The organism is Orbus hercynius (assembly GCF_003634275.1).
GTDB lineage: Bacteria > Pseudomonadota > Gammaproteobacteria > Enterobacterales > Orbaceae > Orbus > Orbus hercynius.
The window spans coordinates 414,084-439,344 of record NZ_RBWY01000002.1; the positions used below are offsets into that span (position 1 = coordinate 414,084).

Below are 25,261 nucleotides of genomic sequence, written 5' to 3' on the forward strand. Positions count from 1 at the left end.
CATTTCTTCCCAGTCATCGTACATTTGCTTTATGATGATCCATTAATTCTATTAATACCCACAATGCTGTTATGAAATTATTGACTTATAAGTGGAATTTATTTGACCAAAATCGCTTTTATCGCTAATTTTTGTCCTAATATCGTGGCATTTGTTTTGTTTATGGTCTTTGCCTTAGGGGAATTACTGTTGCGAGCTGATGTAGAGATAAAAAATGATTAAGAGGCAATGATATGTTATATAACCAGCATCATGAAAAAGATAACTGTGGCTTTGGCTTAATTGCTCACATAGAAGGCAAACCGAGCCACAAAGTGGTGCGCACTGCGATTCATGGACTTGCGAGGATGCAACATCGTGGCGCCATTTTAGCCGATGGTAAAACGGGTGATGGGTGTGGTTTATTATTACAAAAACCAGATCGTTTTTTTCACTTAGTCGCAAAAGATGAAGGTTGGCGTTTGGCAGCAAATTATGCTGTCGGTATGTTATTTTTAAGCCAAGATGAAAAGCAGGCGCAAATTAGCCGCGATATTGTCGAAGAAGAGCTTTGTAAAGAGACATTATCGTTAGTGGGATGGCGTAAAGTGCCAATTGATCGCAGTGTCCTTGGTGATATTGCCTTATCCTCTTTACCTAAAATTGAACAAGTTTTTATCAATGCACCGGCAGGCTGGAGCACTATCGATTTAGAGCGCCGCTTATATATGGTGCGTCGCCGGATTGAAAAGCGTGTCTTGGATGCTGATTTTTATATCTGTAGCTTTTCCAATCAAGTCAATATCTATAAAGGCTTGTGCATGCCGAAAGATTTACCACGCTTTTATCTTGATTTGGCTGACTTACGTCTGGAGTCATCGATCTGTTTATTTCATCAACGTTTCTCAACCAATACTGTTCCTAAGTGGCCTTTAGCTCAGCCATTTCGCCATTTAGCGCATAACGGTGAAATTAATACCATCGAAGGTAATCGTCAGTGGGCGAAAGCACGTTCTTACAAGTTTAGAACACCACTCATTCCGGACTTGCAAGATGCCGCGCCATTTGTCAATGAAACCGGATCGGACTCAAGCTCGCTAGATAATATGCTTGAGCTATTTTTAGTTGGGGGAATGGACATTGTGCGGGCAATGCGTTTGCTTGTGCCACCTGCCTGGCAAAATAATCCCGATATGAACGATGACTTACGGGCATTTTTCGATTTTAATTCTATGCATATGGAGCCATGGGATGGACCAGCGGGCATAGTTATGTCTGATGGCCGTTATGCCGCTTGTAGTTTAGATCGTAATGGTTTACGCCCAGCTCGTTATGTGATTACCACCGATGGACTCATTACCTGTGCATCCGAAATTGGTATTTGGGATTACGAACCTGATGAAGTGGTTAAAAAAGGCCGGGTCGGGCCGGGCCAATTATTGGTTATTGACACTGTCGCTGGCCGCATTATTCCACCAAGTGAAACGGATAATGATTTACAAAAACGTCATCCTTATAAAACGTGGATGGAGAAGAATGTTAAACAGCTAACGCCATTTGAAGCGATGCCAGATGAGCATCTTGGTGAACGTAATTTTGATGACGCTTTACTTGCAACCTACCAAAAACAGTTTAGTTATTCTGTTGAAGAACTCGATCAAGTGATCCGCCTACTGGGGGAAAATGGTCAAGAAGCAACCGGATCGATGGGCGATGATACGCCATTTGCGGTGCTATCAAGTCGACCTCGGATTATTTATGATTACTTCAGGCAAAAATTTGCCCAAGTGACCAATCCACCTATCGATCCGCTGCGTGAAGCCCACGTAATGTCATTATCGACCAGTATTGGTCGAGAGATGAATGTATTTGCAGAAGCAGAAGGGCAAGCCCATCGTGTCTCGTTTAAGTCACCGATTTTGCTCTATTCTGATTTCAAACAGCTCACTTCGCTAGAGTCCAAATACTATAAAAGCGAAGTATTAGACATGACTTATGAGATTGATAGCAGCTTATATGATGCGATTGAGCAACTGTGTGGTGATGCTGAAACGAAAGTGCGTGAAGGCGCGGTATTATTGGTTTTATCGGATAAAAACATTGCGGCTGACCGGTTGCCGATTCCTGCACCGATGGCGGTTGGTGCAGTTCAGCAACGTTTAGTTGAAAAAAACTTACGTTGCGATGCCAATATTATTGTGGAAACGGCGAGCTGCCGTGATCCGCATCAGTTTGCTGTGCTCATTGGCTTTGGTGCAACGGCGATTTATCCTTATTTGGCTTATGAAACGTTAGCGCAGATGATTGATAAAGGGATGCTGAATAAAACCTATCGTCAGGCAATGCTCAACTTCCGCAATGGGATTAATAAAGGTCTGTATAAAATCATGTCGAAAATGGGTATTTCAACCATTGCTTCATATCGCTGTTCACAGCTGTTTGAAGCGGTTGGCCTACATGATGATGTGGTTAACATGTGTTTCCCCGGCGTGACTAGCCGAATTAATGGTGCAAATTTTGATGATTTCCAACAAGATCTGTTTGAATTATCTAAACGCGCCTGGCTAAAACGTAAGCCACTTGAGCAAGGCGGATTACTAAAATATGTCCATGGCAGCGAATATCATGCTTATAACCCAGATGTTGTGCAATCATTACAACAAGCGGTGAATAGTGGTAGCTATGATGACTACAAACAGTATTCACATATTGTCAATACTCGGCCAGTGACAACCTTAAGAGACTTATTAAAATTAACCCCACCAGCTGGTGCAGCAATTGCACTAGAACACGTTGAGTCTAGTGAGTCACTTTTTACTCGCTTTGACTCGGCGGCGATGTCAATTGGGGCATTAAGCCCTGAAGCACATGAGTCGTTGGCGGAGGCGATGAATACCTTAGGCGGATTCTCTAACTCGGGCGAGGGCGGTGAAGATCCGGCACGTTATAATACCATCAAAGTCTCGCGGATTAAGCAAGTGGCCTCAGGCCGGTTTGGTGTTACGCCAAGTTATTTGATGAGTGCAGATGTGATTCAAATCAAGGTTGCACAAGGTGCGAAGCCTGGTGAAGGTGGGCAACTACCGGGTGATAAAGTGACGCCGTATATTGCCCGATTACGGTTTTCGGTGCCGGGCGTGACGCTGATTTCCCCGCCACCGCATCATGACATTTATTCGATTGAGGATTTAGCGCAGCTGATTTTTGACTTGAAACAGATTAATCCAACAGCGATGATCTCGGTCAAATTAGTGTCTGAGCCGGGCGTTGGCACAATTGCAACTGGTGTGGCGAAAGCGTACGCGGATATGATAACGATTGCTGGTTACGATGGTGGCACTGGCGCAAGTCCTCTGACGTCGGTCAAATATGCGGGTTCGCCTTGGGAACTGGGATTAGTTGAAACTCAGCAAGCACTCGTTGCTAACGGGTTGCGTCATAAAATTCGTTTGCAAGTTGATGGTGGCTTAAAAACCGGATTAGATATTGTCAAAGCCGCGATTTTGGGCGCGGAAAGTTTTGGTTTTGGTACTGGGCCGATGGTGGCATTGGGCTGTAAATACTTACGTATCTGTCATTTGAACAACTGCGCAACCGGCGTTGCAACTCAAGATGATAAGTTGCGACGAGAGCATTATCACGGCTTACCCGAAAAAGCGATGAACTATTTCCGTTTTATTGCACGTGAAACACGCGAGATTATGGCGGAGCTCGGTGTTAGCCGCATTGTTGACTTGATTGGCCGCACGGATTTATTAGTCGCATTAGACGGTTTAACGGCTAAGCAGCAGAAACTGGACTTGTCGAGTTTATTACAAACAGCAGAGCCCATTGATGGTCATGCAATTTATCATACTCAGCGTAACGATCCTTTCGATAAAGGCGTACTCAATCACGACATTATCACTCAGGCTAAAGACGCTGTGGATAATAAAATCTCTAAAGCATTCCATTTTGATATTCAAAATACCCATCGCTCTGTTGGCGCAACCTTGTCGGGTTATATCGCTCAGCAACATGGCGATCAAGGGCTGGCAAGCGAGCCGATTAAACTACACTTTAATGGCACAGCGGGGCAAAGCTTCGGGGTTTGGAATGCGGGCGGTGTTGATCTGATGTTGACTGGCGATGCCAATGACTATGTCGGTAAAGGCATGGCGGGGGGCCGCATTGTGATTTGCCCACCGGTTGGTAGTGCATTCTTAAGCCATGAAGCAACCATTATTGGCAACACGTGCTTATATGGTGCGACAGGTGGCAAATTATTTGCGGCCGGCACAGCCGGTGAACGATTTGCGGTACGTAACTCGGGTGCGATTAGTGTTGTTGAAGGGATTGGTGATAATGGCTGCGAGTATATGACCAGTGGAATTGTTTGTGTACTGGGTAAAACCGGCGTCAATTTTGGTGCAGGTATGACGGGTGGTTTTGCTTATATCCTCAATGAGGATGGTGAGCTTAAACAACGTATTAACCAAGAGTTGGTTGAAATGCTTGATGTTGCAAATCATCCAATTCATGAAGAACATTTACGCGGCTTGATCGTCGAACATGCTCAGTTAACGCACTCTTCTCGTGCTGAGGATATTCTTAGTAACTGGCAAAAATATGCTAAACAATTTGTGTTAGTAAAACCTAAATCCAGTGATATCAAAGCATTATTAGGGCATCGTAGTCGGTCATCTGCCGAATTGCGTGTGCTGGCACAGTAAGGAGAAAATGCGAATGAGCCAAAACGTTTATCAGTTTATCGATTTACAGCGTATTGATCCGCCGAAAAAATCATTAAAGATTCGGAAAATAGAGTTTGTTGAAATATATGAAGGATTTTCTCAATCACAAGCCGTTGCGCAGGCCGATCGTTGCTTAGCGTGTGGTAATCCGTATTGTGAGTGGAAGTGCCCTGTTCATAACTACATCCCTAACTGGTTAAAGCTAGTTAATGAAGGGCATATTTTGGCAGCTGCTGAACTTTGCCACCAAACCAATAGTTTGCCAGAAGTCTGTGGTCGAGTATGCCCACAAGATCGGTTATGTGAAGGTTCTTGTACGCTCAACAGCGAATTTGGTGCGGTAACTATTGGTAATATTGAACGTTATATTACCGATGAAGCATTCAAATTAGGTTGGCGTCCTAACTTAGCGCATGTCGAGATGACCGGTGAGCGCGTTGCCATTATTGGAGCAGGCCCAGCAGGACTTGCGTGTGCTGATGTGTTGATTCGTAATGGCGTCAAACCGATTGTATTTGATCGCCATCCCGAAATAGGCGGGCTGTTGACCTTTGGTATTCCGGCATTTAAGCTTGATAAAGAGGTGTTGATTAATCGACGTCATATTTTTACTGACATGGGCATTGAGTTCCGTTTAAATACTGAAGTTGGTAAAGATGTCAGCTTGCAGGAGTTAATCGATGAATTTGATGCGGTGTTTATTGGCACAGGTACTTATCAATCGATGCGTGGTGGTTTGGAAAATGAAGATGCAAAAGGAGTTTATGAAGCTTTACCTTTTTTAATCGCCAATACTAAACACATTATGCAGCATGCCCAGCAAGACGATGCTAAGTATGTCGATATGAAAAACAAACATGTTGTGGTATTAGGGGGGGGGGATACGGCAATGGACTGTGTACGCACTTCTATTCGTCAGGGCGCCCTTCGCGTGACGTGTGCTTATCGCCGCGATGAAGCTAATATGCCCGGGTCTAAACGGGAAGTAAAAAATGCCCGCGAAGAAGGGGCTGACTTTTTATTCAATGTGCAACCATTGAGCATTGATATTGATCAAGATGGTCAAGTTACCGGCGTTAAAATGGTCAAAACGCAATTAGGTGAAGCTGACAGCAACGGGCGACGTGCGCCGGTTGTGATTGAGGGATCTGAATTTGTGTTAGCAGCTGATGCGGTGATTATGGCATTTGGGTTCAAGCCACACAGCATGCCTTGGTTAGCTGAGCATCAAGTACAACTCGATAAACAGGGCCGAATTATTGCAGCCGAAAGCAATGCTTATCAAACGTCTAATCCTAAAATTTTTGCGGGCGGTGATGCCGTGCGAGGTTCTGATTTGGTGGTGACGGCTATTGCGGAAGGTCGTAAAGCGGCGGAAGGCATATTGGATTATTTGGAAATATAATATCTGCGTTTAATCCTATTATTGTAAAAATGCCACTTTATTCGGTGGCATTTATTAACAATATTAATTCAGTCCATCGGAAATTATAAGTTCTTTACATTATTTCTTAATAACGCTAGTATGACTAATCTCTTTCGTATAATTTGTTTAAATCATCATAATTAGGTTAATCCAGATTGAATAATTATTTTCATAATGAATTGTATGGCAAACTAACGGCGTTAAATATTAAGTATTTTCAATACTTATTTTTTGATCGTAGCCATTTAGCCCCACCGCAAATATTCTCGACTTATCCCCAAGAGTGGTTAGCAATTTATCAGAAACAAAAATTATATTACACCGATCCCATCGTTAATCTTGCGCGTACAACAGTAAAACCCTTTGCATGGAGTTTATCGATGTTGTACATGGAAGGTCAAGATCACGATTTTTGTAAATTAGCTAAACAGCACGGTATCGAAGCCGGTTATACTTTCTCGATTAATGATGTTTTGGGCAACTCAGCATTTCTAACCTTATTATGTGATGGCACAAGTGCGATTGACATGACCTTTTTTGATGCAAAACGTGCGGAGTTACAAATATTATTACTTGAACTGTATGATCTGTATTTACGAGAGAAAAAGAGTCTTGAATATTATCGCAATAAAGCTTATTTGATGATCACCGAAAAAGAAAGACAACTCCTAACCTTGGGATGTAGTGGTTTAAAATACCGAGAAATTGCTTTAAAGTTGGGCATTTCTGAAAGAACGGTTAAATATCACATGAGTAATATCGTCGAAAAATTTAACGTAGAAACGGCGAAACAAGCTTTTTTGAGGGCCAAAGAGCTGAATGTAATTTGATCAACCATTGAATTTAAATAAATTTGTTTTACTATAACAATGCCCTTTTTTTCTAAAATTAATTTCTTTAAAAACAAAAAAATAGTAAATTTTAAACGCCGTTATTACTTCTTATTAGCCATTTAATTGCACTTTAGTACAGTTGTTTACATAATCAGTTTCAGAGTAGAATCACTATAGGGTTGTTGTAACTAATTGATTTTATATTGAAAAGGAATAGATATGTCAAACAGCTATCAAAATGAAGTACCCGCCTCCCGTGTTAATATCCAGTTAGACCTCCATACAGGTGGAGCTCAGAAGAAAGTTGAACTACCTTTAAAAATTCTGGCAATGGGTGATTATAGTTATGGTAAAGACAATCGGCCATTAGCTGAAAAAGAAAAACTATCTATTAACAAAAATAACTTTGATTCAGTATTGAAAGAGTTAAATCCACAAGCCACGATCTCAGTTGCAAATACTTTAGCTGATGACGGTTCTGAAGTGAATATTAATCTTGATTTCCAATCAATCAAAGATTTCACGCCTGAGCAAGTTGCTAAAAAAATTCCTCAATTACGTTCTTTACTTGCAATGCGTAATTTATTGCGTGATCTTAAATCTAATTTAATGGATAACGCGACATTCCGTCATGAGTTAGAAAAAATTGTCAAAAATGAACAACTTTCTGATGAACTGCGCGCTGAATTAGAAGCAATTGTTGCCGAAGGCGATAAAGCGTAGTTTTATCAATAAGAAAGAAGAATAGGATTGCTTTATCGCATTGATTAAAGCGAACATAATAAGGAAAGAATACAATGCCAGTACAAAAAGAATCGAGCTCAGCACAGGCTGTCACTCAAGATGCAAGTAGTGTATATCAGTCTCTATTTAATAAAATTAATTTAAATACTGTCGCGAAAGCGAAAGACATGGATAAGTACGAAGATAATGATGTGCTATCTGAATCTTCAACTGATGAACGCGTCACGATGGCGGTGAATATCTTATTAAAGATGATTCAAGATTCATCGCAAAAAGTTGAAAAATTGGATAAACATCTGCTAGATTACCATATTAGCCAAATCGACCAAAAATTAAGTCGTCAGCTTGATGCCATTATGCACCACCCTGTTTTTCAGGAAATCGAATCAACATGGCGTGGACTAAAATTCTTAGTCGATCGTACCGATTTTCGCCGTAATGTCAAAATTGAGCTACTTGATGTGTCTAAAGATGCATTACGTCAAGATTTTGAAGATGCGCCTGAAGTTAACCAAACTGGTTTTTACCGTCATACTTATATTCAAGAATACGACACACCGGGCGGTGAACCACTTGGCGTGACAATTTCTAACTATGAGTTTGATCGCGGCCCGCAAGATATTGCGCTATTACGTAATGTGTCAAAAGTAGCCGCAGCGGCGCATATGCCATTTGTTGCTTCTGTAGGGCCTAAATTCTTTGGTAAAGAGTCGATGGAAGAAGTAGCCGCAATTAAAGATATTGCGAACTACTTTGATCGTGCTGAATACACCAAATGGAACAGCTTTAGAGAAACAGACGATTCTCGTTATGTTGGCTTAACCCTACCAAGAGTGCTTGCACGTTTACCTTATGGACCTGAAACTGTGCCAGTGCGTAGCTTTAACTATGTTGAAGAGGTAAAAGGCCCCGATCACGAGCGTTACCTGTGGGCTAATGCGTCATTTGCGTTTGCTGCAAATATGGTGCAAAGCTTTGTGCGTAACGGTTGGTGTGTGCAAATTCGCGGACCTCAAGCGGGCGGCTTAGTTGAAGACCTACCTATTCACCTTTATGATTTAGGCACCGGCAACCAAGTTAAAATTCCAACAGAAGTGTTGATTCCAGAAACGCGTGAATTTGAATTTGCTAACTTAGGTTTCATTCCACTATCGTTTTATAAGAATCGTGATTATGCGTGTTTCTTCTCTGCAAACTCAGCGCAAAAACCGGCTCTTTATGATACCAAAGAAGCGACGGCAAACAGCCGTATTAACTCACGTTTACCGTATATTTTCTTACTCTCTCGTATTGCGCATTATCTCAAAGTTATTCAACGCGAAAATATTGGTGCGACAAAAGATCGTCGCGTATTGGAGTTAGAATTAAATAAATGGATCAATAATCTGGTCACTGAAATGACTGATCCAAGTGATGAAGTACAAGCATCACATCCATTACGTCAAGCACAAGTGATTGTAGAAGATATTGATGATAATCCAGGCTTCTTTAGAGTAAAAACCTTTTTAGTTCCTCATTTCCAAATAGAAGGTATGGATATTAATTTATCAATGGTATCGCAAATGCCGAAGGCAAAAGCATAACGCTTTAATTAATAGCTGTGGCAGCTCGCCACAGCTTTAAACAAACGTTGTGTAAGTTTTTTGCCGTTACAATCTTAGCTGGAGCTAATTAGAAGAATGAAAATATATCGTCCTTTGTGGAATGAAGGCGTATTTTTGACGCCTGAACAATTTCAACAACAATCGCTATGGGAAACATATAGCAAACAACATCTTGCTAAATTGTATCTTGGTAATCCTTGGGGCGTTGAGCGTTTACAACTTGATGAGCAAGCATTAACCGCAGATCGTTTAAGTTTGCAAACATTGAGTTTGCGCTTTTTAGATGGCTCGTTAATTGATACCGATATATCGGATCGTCTTCCTATTACCCGAAATTTAGCGGCAGATATTCCCCCAGTATTAGATGAGATTACCGTTTATATTGGCCTACCACTGCTGCAAGCCAATGGGCAAAATTGTGCTTTTGATGAGCAGCATATCGAAAGACCGATGCGTTATCGCCAAGAATGGGTTGAAGTGAAAGACCTACTGGGCAATGGTGCACAAACAATTGCCGTTGAACGCTATGCGTTAAGTTTTTTATTTGATTTTGAAGATCACAGCGAGTATTTGACCTGCCCTATCGCGAAATTGAAACGTGATCTTAATGGGCGATTTGTGGTTGATAATCAATATTTACCGCCATCACTGAACTTATATACACAAAGTGGTTCTTTATTAAAAGAGTTAGAATTATTGTGTATCCAAATACAAGCAAAACGTCAACGATTGATGAGTATGCGCCATGAGCGTAATCAACAAATGGCCGAGTTTGCCGTTGCCGATGTGTCATTATTCTGGCTGCTCAATGCGTTAAACAGTTTTGAGCCACAATTAAAATTTTTGCGTGATAATCCAACACTACATCCGGAAAATTTATACCAAAAACTAGTCGCGTTGACGGGGGCGTTACTGACCTTTTCATTAGCCCATGATGTTGACGAAATTCCAGCGTATCAACATCATAATTTGAATGCGGTCTTTCCGCCATTATTTGAATTAACGCGTAATATTTTGGAAGAGAGCTTACCATCACGCGTAATTAAAATTGATCTCGTCCATGATAAAGATACCTTGTGGACAGGGCGACTCAATGATGGTCGCTTAGTTGAAGATGCTGATTTTTACTTATCGGTGCGTTCAAGCTTACCTGCGCACCAGTTACAGTCACAATTCCCTATTTTATGTAAAGCGGGCGCGCCTGATGATGTGCGTCAAATTATTCATTCGGCGCTATCGGGCATACCAATTAAGGCGCTTAGTCATGTGCCCGCGGCGATTCCAATGCGCCTTGAAAATCAATATTTTGCCTTAGATTTATCGCATAAAACGGCTCAAAATATGTTATTAAGTCGATGCTGTGAATTTTACGTACCGCGGGCAATGCCAGATATCGCATTAGAACTCTTTGCTGTATTGCGTTCATAGGATCAAAAAGTATGAATATAGACCCAAAAAATATCACTGCTGATGAATTATTAAGAGATTCAATTTTGACTGTTGTACAGTTAAAAGAGGGAGCCGATATTGGTTCAGTGAGTAAACTGTATAAGCAATGTAAAAAGCAAATTACCGCACTTCGAGATCGCTTACAACAAGCTCAATACAATCAAGATATCATTGATGATATTAGTTATGCACAGTGCGCATTATTAGATGAAGTGGTGTTACTATGTAGTAAAGATAGTAACACACCACGCGATTACGACGAGTGGCTTGGCGCACCGTTACAAGTTGTGTTTTTTAATACCCATAATGCTGGTTATGATCTATTTGACAAAATTCGTATTCGCTTACGTGCAGATAAAAAAGAAACCTTAGTATTAAACTGCTTTGATCGGGTCTTGGGGATGGGATTTCAGGGGTGTTATTTAGGCCAACCACAGATGGAAAGGGAACATCTGATCCTTGCGTTACGAGAGTCATTAAGCGTGGGTGAATCAGATCTATCGCATCCCATTATTGAGCAGACACAAACCTATCGGTATTTAGGACGAAAATCGCTATTGATGCTGAGCACTGTTTGCTCGGTTGGCTTAGCCATCGTGCTCTATTTCTTCTTAGATCATCAGCTCAATCAACTATTAACGCCCTTAATTCAATAAGGCTAAGGAATAACAATGAATGATTATCCTTGGCGAATACAGATTATCTATGCGGCTGTTTTAGCGTTTATTCTACTGTGGATCTTTTTACCTATTGCAATAGGTTGGAAATTACTTGGATCAGTAATTGTGCTAGTCATTGCCGCAGCGCTATTTTATCGCCAATTGCAGTATCGAAAATTACTGAATGCATCGACCAATAATATTGCCTTTTTAGCCGAAAAATTAGCCCTTTTACCGGCAAGGCAACGTTATCGATTACCGATATTTTTAGTCACTGGTAATAATGCAAAAGCGTTCTTTCCTGAAGATTTAACCATTGCTGAGCAAAATATTATTGTCTCATCTGAAGCGGTTTGGATCTACGTTGATGAATACTCTGAGCTACCTATCGTGTTTGATTCATTAGTGGCACGTTGGCCTGATATGCTTGGCCGCATTGGTTTATTTTTGGCCATCACACCTGAAGAAGAAGATAAACAAGGTCTATTTACTGCCAAATTACAAGCTTTTAGGCAAGCATGGGTAGATACTTGCCGTGTGGCAAAATATCGTTTACCGGTTTATGTTTCGGCGCATATTGGTCTTAATAACTTACATTATCATGATAATGCAGCTTTACCGGTTTATTGGTATCAAATGGTCGATGATCGTTTGTCGTTACTTGATGAGTACCGCTCACCTATCGACAATTGGGTTAATGACAAAGCCATCAGCTCACTTGAACGTCAGCAGCGCATAGCCCTGCGCGCGATGCTTGTTGAGTATCAAAAATGGATTAATACTCATGTGTTGGCTATCCTTTGTGATCCCAAGCAGCCTATCTATAAATGTATCCCAACGGGTACCGCAATTTATCCAGTCAATGATAAACACATAGCAGATAACTTGATCGCGCGCTGGTTTGCCGAGATTAGTACCTTATATCTGCCCAATAACGTCAAGCTTGATCAAAATATCACGCCGCCAGATCGATTGGTGAAATTTATGCCAATTGCTTATCCATACTCACCGATTAGAAAGGCGGTTTGCAATATGATCATGATCTCGGCCTTTTTTCTGATGGCTGCTCTTGGTGCCGCTTATTGGAATAATATTAAATTAATCCAGCAAATTCATAACGACATTAGTACCTATGATTTGATTGCGATGGACAGTTATGCTGAAAAACGTGAAGCATTAGCTGTATTAAAAGCTGACCGAACATTACTTAATGATTATTTTAAACAAGGTGAACCCGTTAAATTGGGACTTGGTCTGTATCATGGTCAGCGTATGTTAGAACCACTTAATCAGGCGATTAGCCGATATGTGCCTGAGCCACCGCCGGTTGAGATACCGCCACCAGAAAAAATTTATATTACAAAGAAAGAGATCGTTATTAAAGAGCCTGATGTGATTCGTTTAGACAGTTTATCATTATTTGAAAGTGGTAAATCGACTTTAAAACCTGACTCGACTAAAGTGTTAATCAATGCACTGATGGAGATCAAAACACAAATTAAAGCGAATAATGATGTCGGCTTTTTGATCTTAGTCGCCGGGCACACCGATGCGACGGGTGATGCGAACAAAAATCAGCTGCTTTCCTTAGATAGGGCGGCGGCAGTCAGGGACTGGATTATTCAAACCAGTGATATTCCTGAAAACTGTTTTGCGATACAAGGGTATGGCGCAAAAAAACCGTTGGCGAGTAATGATACTCCAGAGGATCGTGCTCAAAATCGACGGGTCGAAATCAGTTTAGTTCCTCAGATATCAACATGTAAGTTGGTAAATGAAAACTAACAAGTAATTAAGTAACTAGTCAAAACAATAAGGAGTTAAGACAATGGCAGTTCCAGCATATATGTTTTTAAAAGATGACGGCGGTTCTGAAATCAAAGGTTCAGTGACTGTTGAAGGCCGTGAAGGTAGTGTTGAAGTGGTTGAATTTGATCACCAAGTTTACATCCCAACAGATGGTAATACTGGTAAATTAACCGGTACTCGCGTACACAAAGCACTACAATTTGTGAAAGAAGTGGACTCTTCATCACCATACCTTTACAAAGCGGTAACAACAGGGCAAAACCTAAAATCAGTTGAAATCAAATGGTATCAAATTGATAACGCAGGTCAGGAAGTTGAATATTTCAACACATTAATGGAAGGCGTTAAAATCGTCTCTGTTAAACCTGAAATGCACAATATTAAAGATCCGACTAAAGAGCAATACAATCACTTAGAGCGTATTGAACTTCGTTACGAAAAAATTACCTGGACGTTCAAAGACGGTAACATTATTCATTCTGATAGCTGGGTCGAAGGTCGTAGCTAATCATTGTAAATATTGTTCACGTTACTCTATTCTGCCCGATTGTTTTGGGCAGAATAGTTTCATCGTGTTTAGACATATATATTTAATATCGTGACGACATAAGCCCATGTGCTTATAGTAAGTATATAGGTTTAAACAATATGAACAGTGTTGATTGAGTGATATTAAACGATATCAAGCAACACGATAAACAATAACGCATTATTGCAGCAGATCGTCCATTACAATAACAATATTATGCTGCCAATAATCATTGATAGATAAGGCAAAAGGAAACCAGTTATGATAACCGATCCATCTACTTTATTGCGGCGATTAAATCCGTATTGTGCTAAAGCATTAGAAGCCGCCGCCGGGTTATGTCAGACGCGTGCTCACATCGAAATCACTCCTGAACATTGGTTGCTCAAATTACTCGAGCAAGGTAACGGCGATATGACCGTTATAGCGCGTCATTACCAACTCAATATGGATGAAATTTGGCAAGGATTACTCAGTTACCTTGATTCATTACCACATACGGTGAATCAAAAGCCCAGTTTATCTTCGTCATTAATTAATCTACTACAAGCTGCTTGGCTTAAAGCATCACTTGAAGATCAACAAGATAGCATTCGTTCTGTGCATATTCTTGAAGCATTACAAGAGTCACCTCATACCTTAAAAGCGCAAGATGCGTGGCCACTGCTGACCCTACCTGTTATCTCGTTAAAACGTTTAAGACCAAGACTTGATGAAATCTCAGATGAAAATCCAGTCGCACAAGCTTATGCTGATCACAGTGCTAGCCGCGATGACGCTGAGCAGGCGATTGCAAGTAACGATATTAAAGCTGATGCGGCAACTACAGGTAATGATAATGTAAAAGTCGAGCGTCAAAAACATCATCAAGCAGCGCTTGGCCGTTTTTGTGAAGATGTGACCGAAAAGGCCAGATCGGGCAAAATTGATCCGGTATTTGGGCGTGATAGTGAGATTCGCCAAATGGTGGATATTTTATCCCGTCGCCGTAAGAATAATCCGATTTTAGTCGGTGAGCCGGGCGTTGGTAAAACGGCACTGGTGGAAGGACTAGCACTAAGAATCATTGACGGTAATGTGCCAAGTAGCCTTAAAGATGTGGCCATTATGACGCTGGATCTGGGTTTATTACAAGCTGGCGCGGGTGTGAAAGGTGAATTTGAACAGCGTTTAAAAAATGTGATCGATGCGGTGCAGCAGTCCCCAACGCCAATTTTACTGTTTATCGATGAAGCGCACACCATTATTGGTGCGGGCAATGCGGCGGGTGGCGCGGACGCGGCTAACTTATTAAAACCGGCACTGGCGCGGGGTGAATTGCGCACGATCGCAGCGACCACTTGGTCTGAGTATAAACAATATTTTGAAAAAGATGCGGCGTTAGAACGTCGTTTCCAAATCGTTAAAGTTGATGAACCGAATGATGATAATGCGAGTTTAATGCTACGTGGCTTGAAGTCGCGTTACGCCAAGCATCATGGCGTACATATTTTAGATGAAGCGGTAAAAACTGCTGTTATGCTCTCGCGCCGTTACATTACTGGGCGGCAGCTACCGGATAAAGCGGTTGATTTGCTCGATACGGCTTCGGCGCGTGTACGCATGAGCCTAGACACGATTCCAGAATCCGTGACTAAACTGCAAGCAAAAATCGCTGCATTACAGTTAGAGCAAGCAGCACTCATTGCCGATCAAGCATTAGGTGAAACGGATTTACAACAGCGCGTTGATGAAATTACTCAGCAGAGTGCCCAGTTAACGGAGCAATTGCAATGTTTGCAACAACAATTTGATGCTGAAAAAACACTGATTAGCCAGTTAATTGAATTACGCACTCAGGCTTGCGACAAAGACAAAAAAGTGGCCAAACAAATTCAAGAGGCGCAGCAAAAATTAGCCGACCTACAAGGTCATACGCCGCTATTATCACTCGATGTTGATAGCCGCACGGTGGCAACTGTTATTGCGGACTGGACCGGCGTACCGCTCGATAGCCTAATGAAAGATGAACAGAGCCATTTGCTGCGTTTAGAAGATGATTTGCGCACGCGGGTTGTTGGTCAAGATGTTGCGCTTTCGGAACTAGCAAGACGGATTCGCGCAGCGAAAACCGGCTTAACAGCAGAAGATGCGCCAATGGGTGTATTTTTACTCGTTGGCCCCTCTGGCGTTGGTAAAACCGAGTGCGCATTAGCCTTAGCCGATACCTTATTTGGTGGTGAGCAATCATTAGTCACCATCAATATGTCAGAGTATCAAGAAGCGCACACCGTGTCACAATTAAAAGGCTCACCGCCAGGGTATGTCGGTTATGGTCAAGGTGGGGTATTGACTGAAGCGGTCAGAAAACGGCCTTATAGCGTGGTGCTGCTTGATGAAGTTGAAAAAGCGCACCGTGATGTCCTCAATTTATTTTATCAAGTATTTGATCGTGGCTTTATGCGCGATGGGGAAGGGCGTGAAATTGACTTCCGTAACACCTTGATTTTAATGACTTCCAATCTGGGCAGTGATCAATTAATGGCACTATTTGATGAAATGCCTGACGCACCGGTCGCCACGCAGCAAGAACTGTTAAGGCCGATTATTCGTGAGCACTTCCAGCCAGCATTATTAGCTCGCTTTCAAACCGTAATATTCACGCCGCTTGCGCGCGATGCCATGCGCAAAATTGTTGAAATCAAATTTAACAAAGTGGCTAAACGGTTACAGCAGCATTATCAAATTACCTTTAATGTCGGTGAAGCGCTGTATGAACAGCTCGTGGGAGCTTGTTTATTACCGGATACTGGCGCGCGTAATATTGACAGTATTTTGAATCAGCAAATTTTACCGGTTGTTTCTAACTTACTATTACAAAAACGCGATAATGATAAGTCACAGCGTATGTTATGCCTTGATTTTATTGACAATGAAGGCATCGTGTTAGAGTGGGAAAGTCGCGTTAAAAAACCGAAAGCTAAAGCAAAAGCGGCTAAAACTCGGCCAAGCAAAAAAACCGATTAATTCGCCACCATGATCAATTGCAATATTGCTGAAATATAAAAATATGGCTTGCCAACGAAGCAGGCCATACTCGAGATAGGAGAACATCATGGCAAAACCATTAAGTCATGCAATCAATACCGTCGCAGACGCATTAGTTGGGCAAAGCCATAACCGTTATACATTAAGCATTAATCAGCTTGCTGCGTCGTTATCGGTGGTATCGATACAAGGTAGTGAACTGTTAAATCAGCCCTGGCGCTATGATGTCACATTTACTTGCCGTGACAAACAAATTCGTGTTGGCTCAGTATTGAGCCAAAGCGCGTCATTAACGTTTTTGGCACCGGGCATTGTGGAACAAGTGGCACAAATTAGTTCACTTGAGCAGCCAGCAAGCGCCAGAACGCTTTATGGTGTGGTGACCGAATTTAGTCTACTATCAGTGAATAAAGATGAAGCGCGTTACCGTGTGGTACTGCAACCAAGATTAGCGTTATTTGCTAATGATCATTACAGTGCCATTTACCAGAACCAGAGTGTGGTTAGCGTCGTTGAGGAGGTCTTGCGTCGTCATGGTTTTACCGGGGTTGATTACCGTTTAGAGCTAAAGGATAGCTATCCAGCCAGAGAGTTTATTACCCAATGGCAAGAGACCGATCTGGCATTTATTCAGCGTTTAATGGCTGATGTTGGGATTTGGTTCCGCTTTGAAAGCCATGCCGATCACAGCTGCGATGTATTAGTGATCAGTGATTATGAACAAGGTTTACAAAACGCCGGCAGCATTGTCTTTAAAGCGCCGAGCGGGATGGTTGATAGCCAGCGCCACAGTGTGTGGAATATCCAATTTAGCAGTAAGACGATGCCAAGGCAGGTGATGGTTGATGACTACAACTACCGGGCAGCGGAAAGTGATATGTATTCCCTGGTCAACAGTCAGGCCAAAGATACCACCACGCGGGGAACTGATTATCGTTACGGTGAGCATTATCAGAACAAGGGGAACGATAGCAAAATCGAGAGTGGTAACTGGTACGCTAAAATTCGTCATGAACACTATATCAGTAATCGGATTATTATTAGCGGCCAATGCAATGATTACCAATTAACGCCAGGGCAACGCATCATTATTGATGGCAGCCCCATTAATGGCATTAACGAAGGGGTCATCATTATATCGACGCAGAGCTATGGTGATCGCACGGAATCTTACCAAACTAGTTTTACTGCGATTCCTTATGATGTGTTAAAACCGTATCGCCCAGCGGCGTTGCCGTGGCCACAAGTGAGCGGTACGTTACCGGCCAGAATTACTAGCCCTGATAACGATACTTATGGCTATATTGATACACTCGGGCGTTACCGTGTTAAATTTAAATTTGATTTAAAAACATGGCGCAGCGGTGAAGAGAGCCTATGGGTACGGCTGGCTAAACCTTATGCCGGTGATACGTATGGTTTTCACTTCCCACTAATCGATGGCACTGAAGTCGCTATCGCCTTTACTGATGGCAATCCAGACCGGCCGTATATTGCTCACGCCATGCATGATAGTACGCACCCCGATCATGTCGCCACCGCCAATAAACACCGCAATGTGATTCGCACGCCCGCGAACAATAAGCTGCGCATGGATGACAAACGCAGTCAAGAACACATCAAACTAGCCACCGAATACGGCAAAACTCAGCTCAATTTGGGTCACCTTGTTAGCAGCGAAAAAGAGAAACGCGGTGAAGGGTTTGAACTGCGCACCGATGAGTGGGGAGCGATTCGCGCCGGCAAAGGGCTATACGTAACAACCGAAGAGCAAGCCAAGGCGGGTGATCTACAGCTGCAAATGGATAGCGCGGTTAAAGAGCTAGAACAAGCGGCGAATATGGTCAAACAGCTCAATGAACTTGCTCAGGCAGCCAAGGCGGAACTAGCGGATTTACAGAGTCAAAAACAGCTATTACAACAAAGCTTAAAAGATTTGCAGCAGCCGGCAATTTTAAATTATGCGCCGTCGGGCATCGCTGATGTAACGCCAAGCTCCATTCAGCAAACGGCGGGCGAAAACATTATCCAGACCGCGCAAAGTACAGTTGATATTAGCGCATTTAAACGCTTTATGGTCACCGCCGGCAACATGATCAGTCTATTTGCTAATAAAATGGGCATCAAAATTTTTGCCTCCAAAGGTAATGTCGATATTCAGGCACAAAATGACCAAATGCTATTAACTGCAAAACAAGAGATGAAAATCACCAGCACCGATAGTGAAGTGATTATTAGCGCGAGCAAAAAACTCACGTTAGCCTGTGATGGCGTTGCGATTATTCTTGAAGGCGGCAGCATTAAACTCATGGCACCGGGTGATGTTGAAGCATTAGCGGCTAGTTTTGGCGTGGTTGGGCCGGCAAGTTATCGTGCGCCAATGCCGGCGTTGCCTGCCGGTGCAACATGTGCGGAAGAAGCATAATGGAGCAGCAACTATTGGCAATCTTAGATAGCGAAGAGAATAAAAAATATTACCGCTATTTACTGCTTGATGCATTAACCACGGTGAGTGAAATGGATTTTATCTCGCTAAATAACATCCATGATCTGCTGGGCGATGAGGCAATTACCACTGTTGAGCGTACGGATTTGGCTTATGACTTAAGCTCCTGTCCGAAGCTTATCACTATAGGTAAACCGAATGAGCAATTGGCAAAGCGCCTACTGCATTTTAGTGTAGTTGAAGCGCAAAGTGAAATATTACAAACTAAACGCTATGTTTGTGCTTGGATGGTGAGTGAACATCCTCCCGAAATGATTGCTCAGCAGATGGTGAGTATTGGCCTTTTTCTGACTAAGTATTATGGCGCTGGTTTTGTGCCATTTTATGAACCTTTTCGCATGCAATTATTACAGCAAAGTAATTTAATTTGTCCTGAGTTTTTGGCTGATATGCTAAGCTGTTTTAAACATTACAGTTATCCAACCATTACCCAAACGCTTAATACAATTAATCAGTTAGATTATAAACCTGACAGTATTAACTGCTTTTTGTCGCAAGATGCCAAATTTTATCAACAACAACTCAAAATCATATTCGAACTGTATCATTCTCAAGCAAGAATTTACAGTGAGACGGGAAAAGACGTTAATAGTATCAACTTAATCGAGATTGCCAGAGCTTATCAACAGGCTTATCTGTGTGGCTTAACACAGAAAAATGATCAGTTTATTTTTGCATTGATGACGCTTCGCTATGGCCAATTACTCGCTAATTCACAGTTAAAACAAGCCGTTGATGAAGCCAAAATTGACGAGGGAAGCTTATCTGTGCGATTTCAGGCAATTGATAGGGCACAATTTCTATCAATCAACGAGCAGTATCTTGGCTAATTAATGATAACTAAAATGATTAGGATTGGAAAATGGATAAGAATCAATTAACTGAAGCACAAAAACAACAACAAAAATTAGCAGAGTTAGAAGATAAAATTATTTACGAAGAGTCCGAGAAGAAAGGCTCAGCGTTGGCTAGTGGTGGATGTGGTGTCTGTGCACGCAAAGGCTTCCCAATATTTTTAGCAAGAAAAGCGCCCATTAGTAAAGATTATGCGTTTATAGGAAATTCAGATAATATCGTCAGTTTAGCGAGCGATAACAGAGAACCCAATGTTGCATTATCAACCCACCGTTACGTTTATCGAACCTTAAGAACCGGTTACGTTTATATTTTAGTTTATAATTCAACCTTGGTGAAAGGCAAAAAAATAGGCTGGGAATTTTTAGGTTATGAAGTGACGCCATCAGGTGTGTTCCGCCATAAAAAGATCTCCGATCTTAAAGAGCGTAATGTTAAAGAAATTCCGACTAAATGCACTAATGATGACAATCACCATATTCCCGGTTCCTTTATCACGATCGATACGTCGGTTCACCAAGGCGAGGCCTATATCGCCTATACTCGTCGTGCCTGGTCACAAGGCACAATAGATAACTACCTGAAATTAATTAATAATGAAACAGTAAGTATTGAGTTACCTTCTCGAACACAGCAAACAATGACGTTAACATCAGCACTTAAACGCTTTACGAAAATAACATTGAATGCAGCTGCCTTTTTGGATGCTAAACAACTGACGCAAAGTGGATCGCGTAGTTTTGCATTTAGTGAGTTAAAAGCGAACAACCTATTATTAGAACTGGCTGCCGATCCTAACACCATTCATTATCATAATGCTGAAAAAAAACAGCGTAATACAAAAGGATTGATTACGGCACATCAATTTAACTCGTTACGCGACATTGTTAAAGTAAAAGAGACGTGTTCATATGCACAGACAACCCATGTTATTGATGCTCAAATTGAAAAATTTGAAAAATCCAAAAAATATCAAGTGCCGGTCGTCGTCATCGAGGATCCGTTTGGCGTTGCTGAAGAGCTCAGTTTACAAAGACAATTAAAGGTTGAGCCAGTTACCCAAATGGTGGTTGAGGCCGAAACGCGTTATAGTAAAAAACTGGCAGCAAATTACGATAAAGTCCTCTCTTCAACCTCGCGACTGGATACCCAGTTTGACGAGATGATTGCGGAGTATAAAAAGAACCATGAGAGCGAAGCCGGAATTATGTATGAGGGGGAGGGGATTCGCTATAAATCCACCACTCATCATGGAAGTGGCCATATGGTGGATGAGGCTGATGGTGATTATTTTTTGTCAGAGAGTTATTATAAACAATATAATTCGGTGATCGAGTCGGGGATCTCTTACGGCTATTTTAATGAAAAGCGGCTTCATTTAAGAAAAACCTTCTCACTGATTAATGAATACCGTAATCAAATTGAATCAACGGAAATGGCCAATGCGCAAGATATTGTCTATTACGATTATCAATTTACTGGGCCTGATGTGAGTGGTGATTTTATTATGTCTGATCACTACTTAAGCCGAGGCTATGAGGAAGTTGGCATCAGTGAGGCAGATAAAAAAACGCATTTAGCAGAGATGAATAAAGGTTGGTTTAACTTAAATTACTACTATGGTGTGAGAGCATTTCGTCAAAATGGCACCGCATTTGCCCAAGCGGAGAAAAAAATCGCGAAAGAGCGAGCCAAATACGACAGTTTATTAGCATCTCACCGAGAAAGTGAATTTATAAGCCAAGAACAGCAACAATATGCTGCCTTAACGGATTCGATAAACCTGCACTCACAAGATTTTTTCCATTACTTAACTTGGTTATTTGGCTATCGTGAATGTTCAAAGTACGCTCCAAAAAAGATCACGGTTTATAATGATTGCTATTTTTGGCTAATTGAATGTGATACGAATGCATCAAATAATCATGTTGGCTATTTAAGTGATTTCCTTAAACTCATCGATTTCACTTGCTTAGGTGATATCCGATCGCCAGAGCAAACCGCTGTGTGGGAGATGCTATTAAACAACCATGATAGTATTTATTACCGTTTATTAGATGGCCAGCAAGAGAGTTTGTGGCAATTAGTGTTAAATCTTCGATTGGAGAACTTAACGAGCGAATTAAGTCAGCATACCAATATTCAGCAAGCACTTGCTAATAATAAAGGCAAGTCTGCTGTAGAACTCTGGAATGAGAGTATTAAACGGCAAGAAGATGCGCAAGCGCGCTTAAATCAACAAACTGAGCAGATATTACAAAAGTTTGAAACAAAAGAGTATGCCGGTAAGTTAGATGGTAGCTACTTTTGGGAAAAAGGGCGCTTAATGCTTGAATTATATTCAATGCTGGTTGCTCGTGCGTCATCGGGGATTGCCAATCGGCCCTATGAACAAAAGACCAATAATGACGAAAAAGCTAACAAGCGGCAGTTTATGTATATTTTTGCCCAAAGTGCGTTGGTGATTCGGGGGGATATTCTCTTTTATTTTCAATTACAAGCGATCCCGGCAACAGAGTTACATTATGCGATGCGGTATTTTGCTGCAAACCATGACGATAGTGATAACTTAGCGCAAATTAATTATACCGTCCCTTCTGCCGATGCCGGCTCTACTACTGACTGGGATTTTGTGCAGGTGAATACCGATGCCTTTGATTTACTCTTGAAGCTGGCTGAAATTGCAAACGATGATGCGGTAAGGACAACCGGCACAGCATTTGCCCAGTTACTGAAAACCTATTTTACCCTGCCGCCAGCAGAGAATGAACTTGACGCAGCGATTCGATTTGCGATCTTAGATCGTCGTTTTAAAGATCTTAAAATTGCGACCTTTAATAAACTCAAAGCCGATCACGGTAGCACGTTTTCTCAGTCAATAACGGATGCGAAATTGAATGATGAGCGCGGTACAGCAAGAGAAATCAAGTTTGCAGCAGCCAAATTATTGGTAGCTGGTCTTAATGCGGTGGCAACGCAAATGGCCTATAGTGACAATCTAGAAAAACTAGCCGATGCGCAGCTTGGTGAAACCCTTCGAACTGAAATTAAACGTGATGTGACGTTTGGTTTTTATAAAGTGATGGCCGGTTATACCAATTTAGTCAATGAAGCGCTTGGTTTTGCCGGTGTGAGCATACCCAATGCACTAAGAACCTCGATACAAACTAATGTCACGATAAACAGTCTCACTAATGGCGTATTTAAAACCACCGCGGCGGCGACGGCATTTTTAGGCGTGGTGACTAGCTTAATCACCATTGCGGAAGGCTTTTTTATTATTCAAAAAGGCATGAAAAAAGTCGGTAAGGTAAGAGATATCTATATTATTGCCGGATCACTGCAAATGCTAGCGGGGGTCGCATCGCTAATCCAATCGGTGGGATTATTATTTTTTGCCGGCCCCATCGGTTTAGCGCTGTTTGTGTTGTCATTAATTTTAGGGGTAGCGGCCAGTATTGTGTTGTATGTGTTTAAAGATGAGTCAGAAGACTGGGATAAAATGCAAACTTGGTTTAACCGCTGCTTATTTGGTCAGTGGCAGTATCAACATCAAGGCCAGCCGTATCCGCCAACGTATGATGGTATGGCGATTGCCGTGAATGATTATTTAGTGGCAAGGATGAAACTAAATGCGGTGATTCAGCTAGAAAAAGATCATATTTATTATGCGGAATCAATGAGGGCATACTCTAACCCTTACAATAATGCTCGCGTGGCCAAAAGGTCGTTGGAGAGCCTGAGCCGCGAGCTATATATTTCGCTAGCATTACCAAATTATCGACAAAAAATCAGTGAATATGAAGGCGCAGTCAGATTATTTCACGGTAAAAGTAGCGAATTAGTGACCCTAGGTATCACCAAAGGAGAGTCTTATCCAGAGCTTAAACTGGCTGAGGAGCAGCCCACCGATCTGCTCATAAAACGTGGCGAACCGTTCAAACCTGTAGAACGAGAGGTGGATCTGGTCCCTAGTAAAGTCGGTAAAGTGGAATCGTATGCTGATGCGATTAATCCCCAAACGGATGAAAAACTGGGCTATTTTCAAGTATTCTATAAAGTAGGGGAGTACCATGCAGATGGCGATATGGAGGTTTACTTGCAACTGAAATACTGGCCACAAGGTAAACGATCAGTCACCAAAGATAAGAAGACGGTTGATAATAAACCGTTATTCTTATTTTATACGTATAAACATAGTTATAATGCGTGGACCGGATTACAATAATTGAGGTAAAGTCAAATGGTAAAATTAACTAAGATATTGATTATTAGTGCACTAGCGATCTCATTATGGGGTTGTTATGATAAAGGCGAGCTGAAAAATATTATTCAGCAAGGGTATGATAACGCGCGGGCCAATACCCAAGCTAAGGGCGATTTCTGTTATTATTTGGGCAGTGTCAAATTCCCTTATACCGACGAGCCGGTAGTGGCGGATGATATTCAATGGACGATTTGGAATAAAGGTAAACTTTCGAGAAGCTTACCGCTGTTTGCCGATATTGGCTTACTGACTCGCGAGCCGGTTGCCGGTCAGCCCGGCATATACCATTATGATCTGACCGAATTAGGCCGCGAATATCAGCACATGTTTATAGATCCTAATTATGGCGATCCTATCTATAACAATGCTTTTTGTTATGGTCTCATCCAGCTTGATAAGGTGACTAACGTGGAAGAAAAAGAAGTGGGAGGGGGTACAGGTAATGCTAATGCCAAACAGACTAAAGTCTATGTCAGCTATAATTATCATGTGCTCGATATTCCAGCCTGGGTAACCCATTCACAGGAGAAACTCGATGCCTTGTATTCCCAGTTTAGAGTTATGCAAGAAGGGGTCATTTATCCGGATACCAAGACCTTTTATAAAGGTAAAGACGGCAATTTATATCAAAACTCACTGTCTTATTTTCTGATTCAACCATAAACAATATGAAGACGCTAACGTTAACAAAATTATTCACTTTTGGCCTGCTAACCGGCCTGTTGGTGGGGTGTTACGATAAAGGTGAGCTAAAAAATATTATTCAGCAAGGGTATGATAACGCGCGGGCCAATACCCAAGCTAAGGGCGATTTTTGTTATTATTTGGGCAGTGTCAAATT

At 41.8% G+C, this 25,261-nt stretch carries 14 protein-coding genes; all 14 read left to right on the top strand.

All coding sequences use genetic code 11. From position 1 onward, the window contains the following. Positions 1 to 233: 233 nt before the first annotated feature. A complete protein-coding gene (gene gltB, locus DES39_RS07530) occupies positions 234 to 4,691 on the top strand; it encodes a glutamate synthase large subunit (protein ID WP_121145163.1) in 4,458 nt (1,485 codons plus the stop codon). Between the two features lie 13 nt (positions 4,692 to 4,704). Then, complete coding sequence (locus DES39_RS07535) at positions 4,705 to 6,117, top strand: FAD-dependent oxidoreductase (RefSeq protein WP_121145164.1); 1,413 nt, start codon at positions 4,705 to 4,707, stop codon at positions 6,115 to 6,117. A 176-nt stretch (positions 6,118 to 6,293) separates the two neighbouring features. Further along, positions 6,294 to 6,968, top strand: coding sequence for a helix-turn-helix transcriptional regulator (locus DES39_RS07540; RefSeq protein ID WP_121145165.1), 675 nt, complete (start codon positions 6,294 to 6,296; stop codon positions 6,966 to 6,968). Between the two features lie 222 nt (positions 6,969 to 7,190). Continuing rightward, a complete protein-coding gene (tssB, locus tag DES39_RS07545) occupies positions 7,191 to 7,694 on the top strand; it encodes a type VI secretion system contractile sheath small subunit (protein ID WP_121145166.1) in 504 nt (167 codons plus the stop codon). Between the two features lie 74 nt (positions 7,695 to 7,768). Then, positions 7,769 to 9,298 (top strand): type VI secretion system contractile sheath large subunit, encoded by a 1,530-nt coding sequence (gene tssC / locus DES39_RS07550; RefSeq protein WP_121145167.1) that lies wholly within the window; start codon positions 7,769 to 7,771, stop codon positions 9,296 to 9,298. Between the two features lie 96 nt (positions 9,299 to 9,394). Then, positions 9,395 to 10,747: a type VI secretion system baseplate subunit TssK gene (tssK, locus tag DES39_RS07555; RefSeq protein ID WP_121145168.1), complete on the top strand. Its 1,353-nt coding sequence runs from the start codon at positions 9,395 to 9,397 to the stop codon at positions 10,745 to 10,747. Between the two features lie 11 nt (positions 10,748 to 10,758). Next, a complete protein-coding gene (locus tag DES39_RS07560) occupies positions 10,759 to 11,424 on the top strand; it encodes a DotU/TssL family secretion system protein (RefSeq protein WP_121145169.1) in 666 nt (221 codons plus the stop codon). A 15-nt stretch (positions 11,425 to 11,439) separates the two neighbouring features. Continuing rightward, on the top strand, positions 11,440 to 13,212 hold the full coding sequence (locus tag DES39_RS07565; protein ID WP_121145170.1) for an OmpA family protein: 1,773 nt from the start codon (positions 11,440 to 11,442) through the stop codon (positions 13,210 to 13,212). Between the two features lie 43 nt (positions 13,213 to 13,255). Further along, a complete protein-coding gene (locus DES39_RS07570) occupies positions 13,256 to 13,744 on the top strand; it encodes an Hcp family type VI secretion system effector (protein ID WP_121145171.1) in 489 nt (162 codons plus the stop codon). A gap of 282 nt (positions 13,745 to 14,026) precedes the next feature. Further along, positions 14,027 to 16,771, top strand: coding sequence for a type VI secretion system ATPase TssH (gene tssH, locus DES39_RS07575; RefSeq protein ID WP_121145172.1), 2,745 nt, complete (start codon positions 14,027 to 14,029; stop codon positions 16,769 to 16,771). An 88-nt stretch (positions 16,772 to 16,859) separates the two neighbouring features. Further along, a complete protein-coding gene (locus DES39_RS07580; RefSeq protein ID WP_121145173.1) occupies positions 16,860 to 19,217 on the top strand; it encodes a type VI secretion system Vgr family protein in 2,358 nt (785 codons plus the stop codon). Further along, entirely contained in the window at positions 19,217 to 20,128 is a 912-nt protein-coding gene (locus tag DES39_RS07585) for a hypothetical protein (RefSeq protein ID WP_121145174.1), read from the top strand. Before DES39_RS07580 ends, DES39_RS07585 begins: the two co-directional genes overlap by 1 nt. A gap of 32 nt (positions 20,129 to 20,160) precedes the next feature. Next, positions 20,161 to 24,381 (top strand): toxin VasX, encoded by a 4,221-nt coding sequence (locus tag DES39_RS07590; RefSeq protein ID WP_121145175.1) that lies wholly within the window; start codon positions 20,161 to 20,163, stop codon positions 24,379 to 24,381. A gap of 15 nt (positions 24,382 to 24,396) precedes the next feature. After that, positions 24,397 to 25,083 (top strand): hypothetical protein, encoded by a 687-nt coding sequence (locus DES39_RS07595; protein ID WP_121145176.1) that lies wholly within the window; start codon positions 24,397 to 24,399, stop codon positions 25,081 to 25,083. Positions 25,084 to 25,261 lie beyond the last annotated feature (178 nt).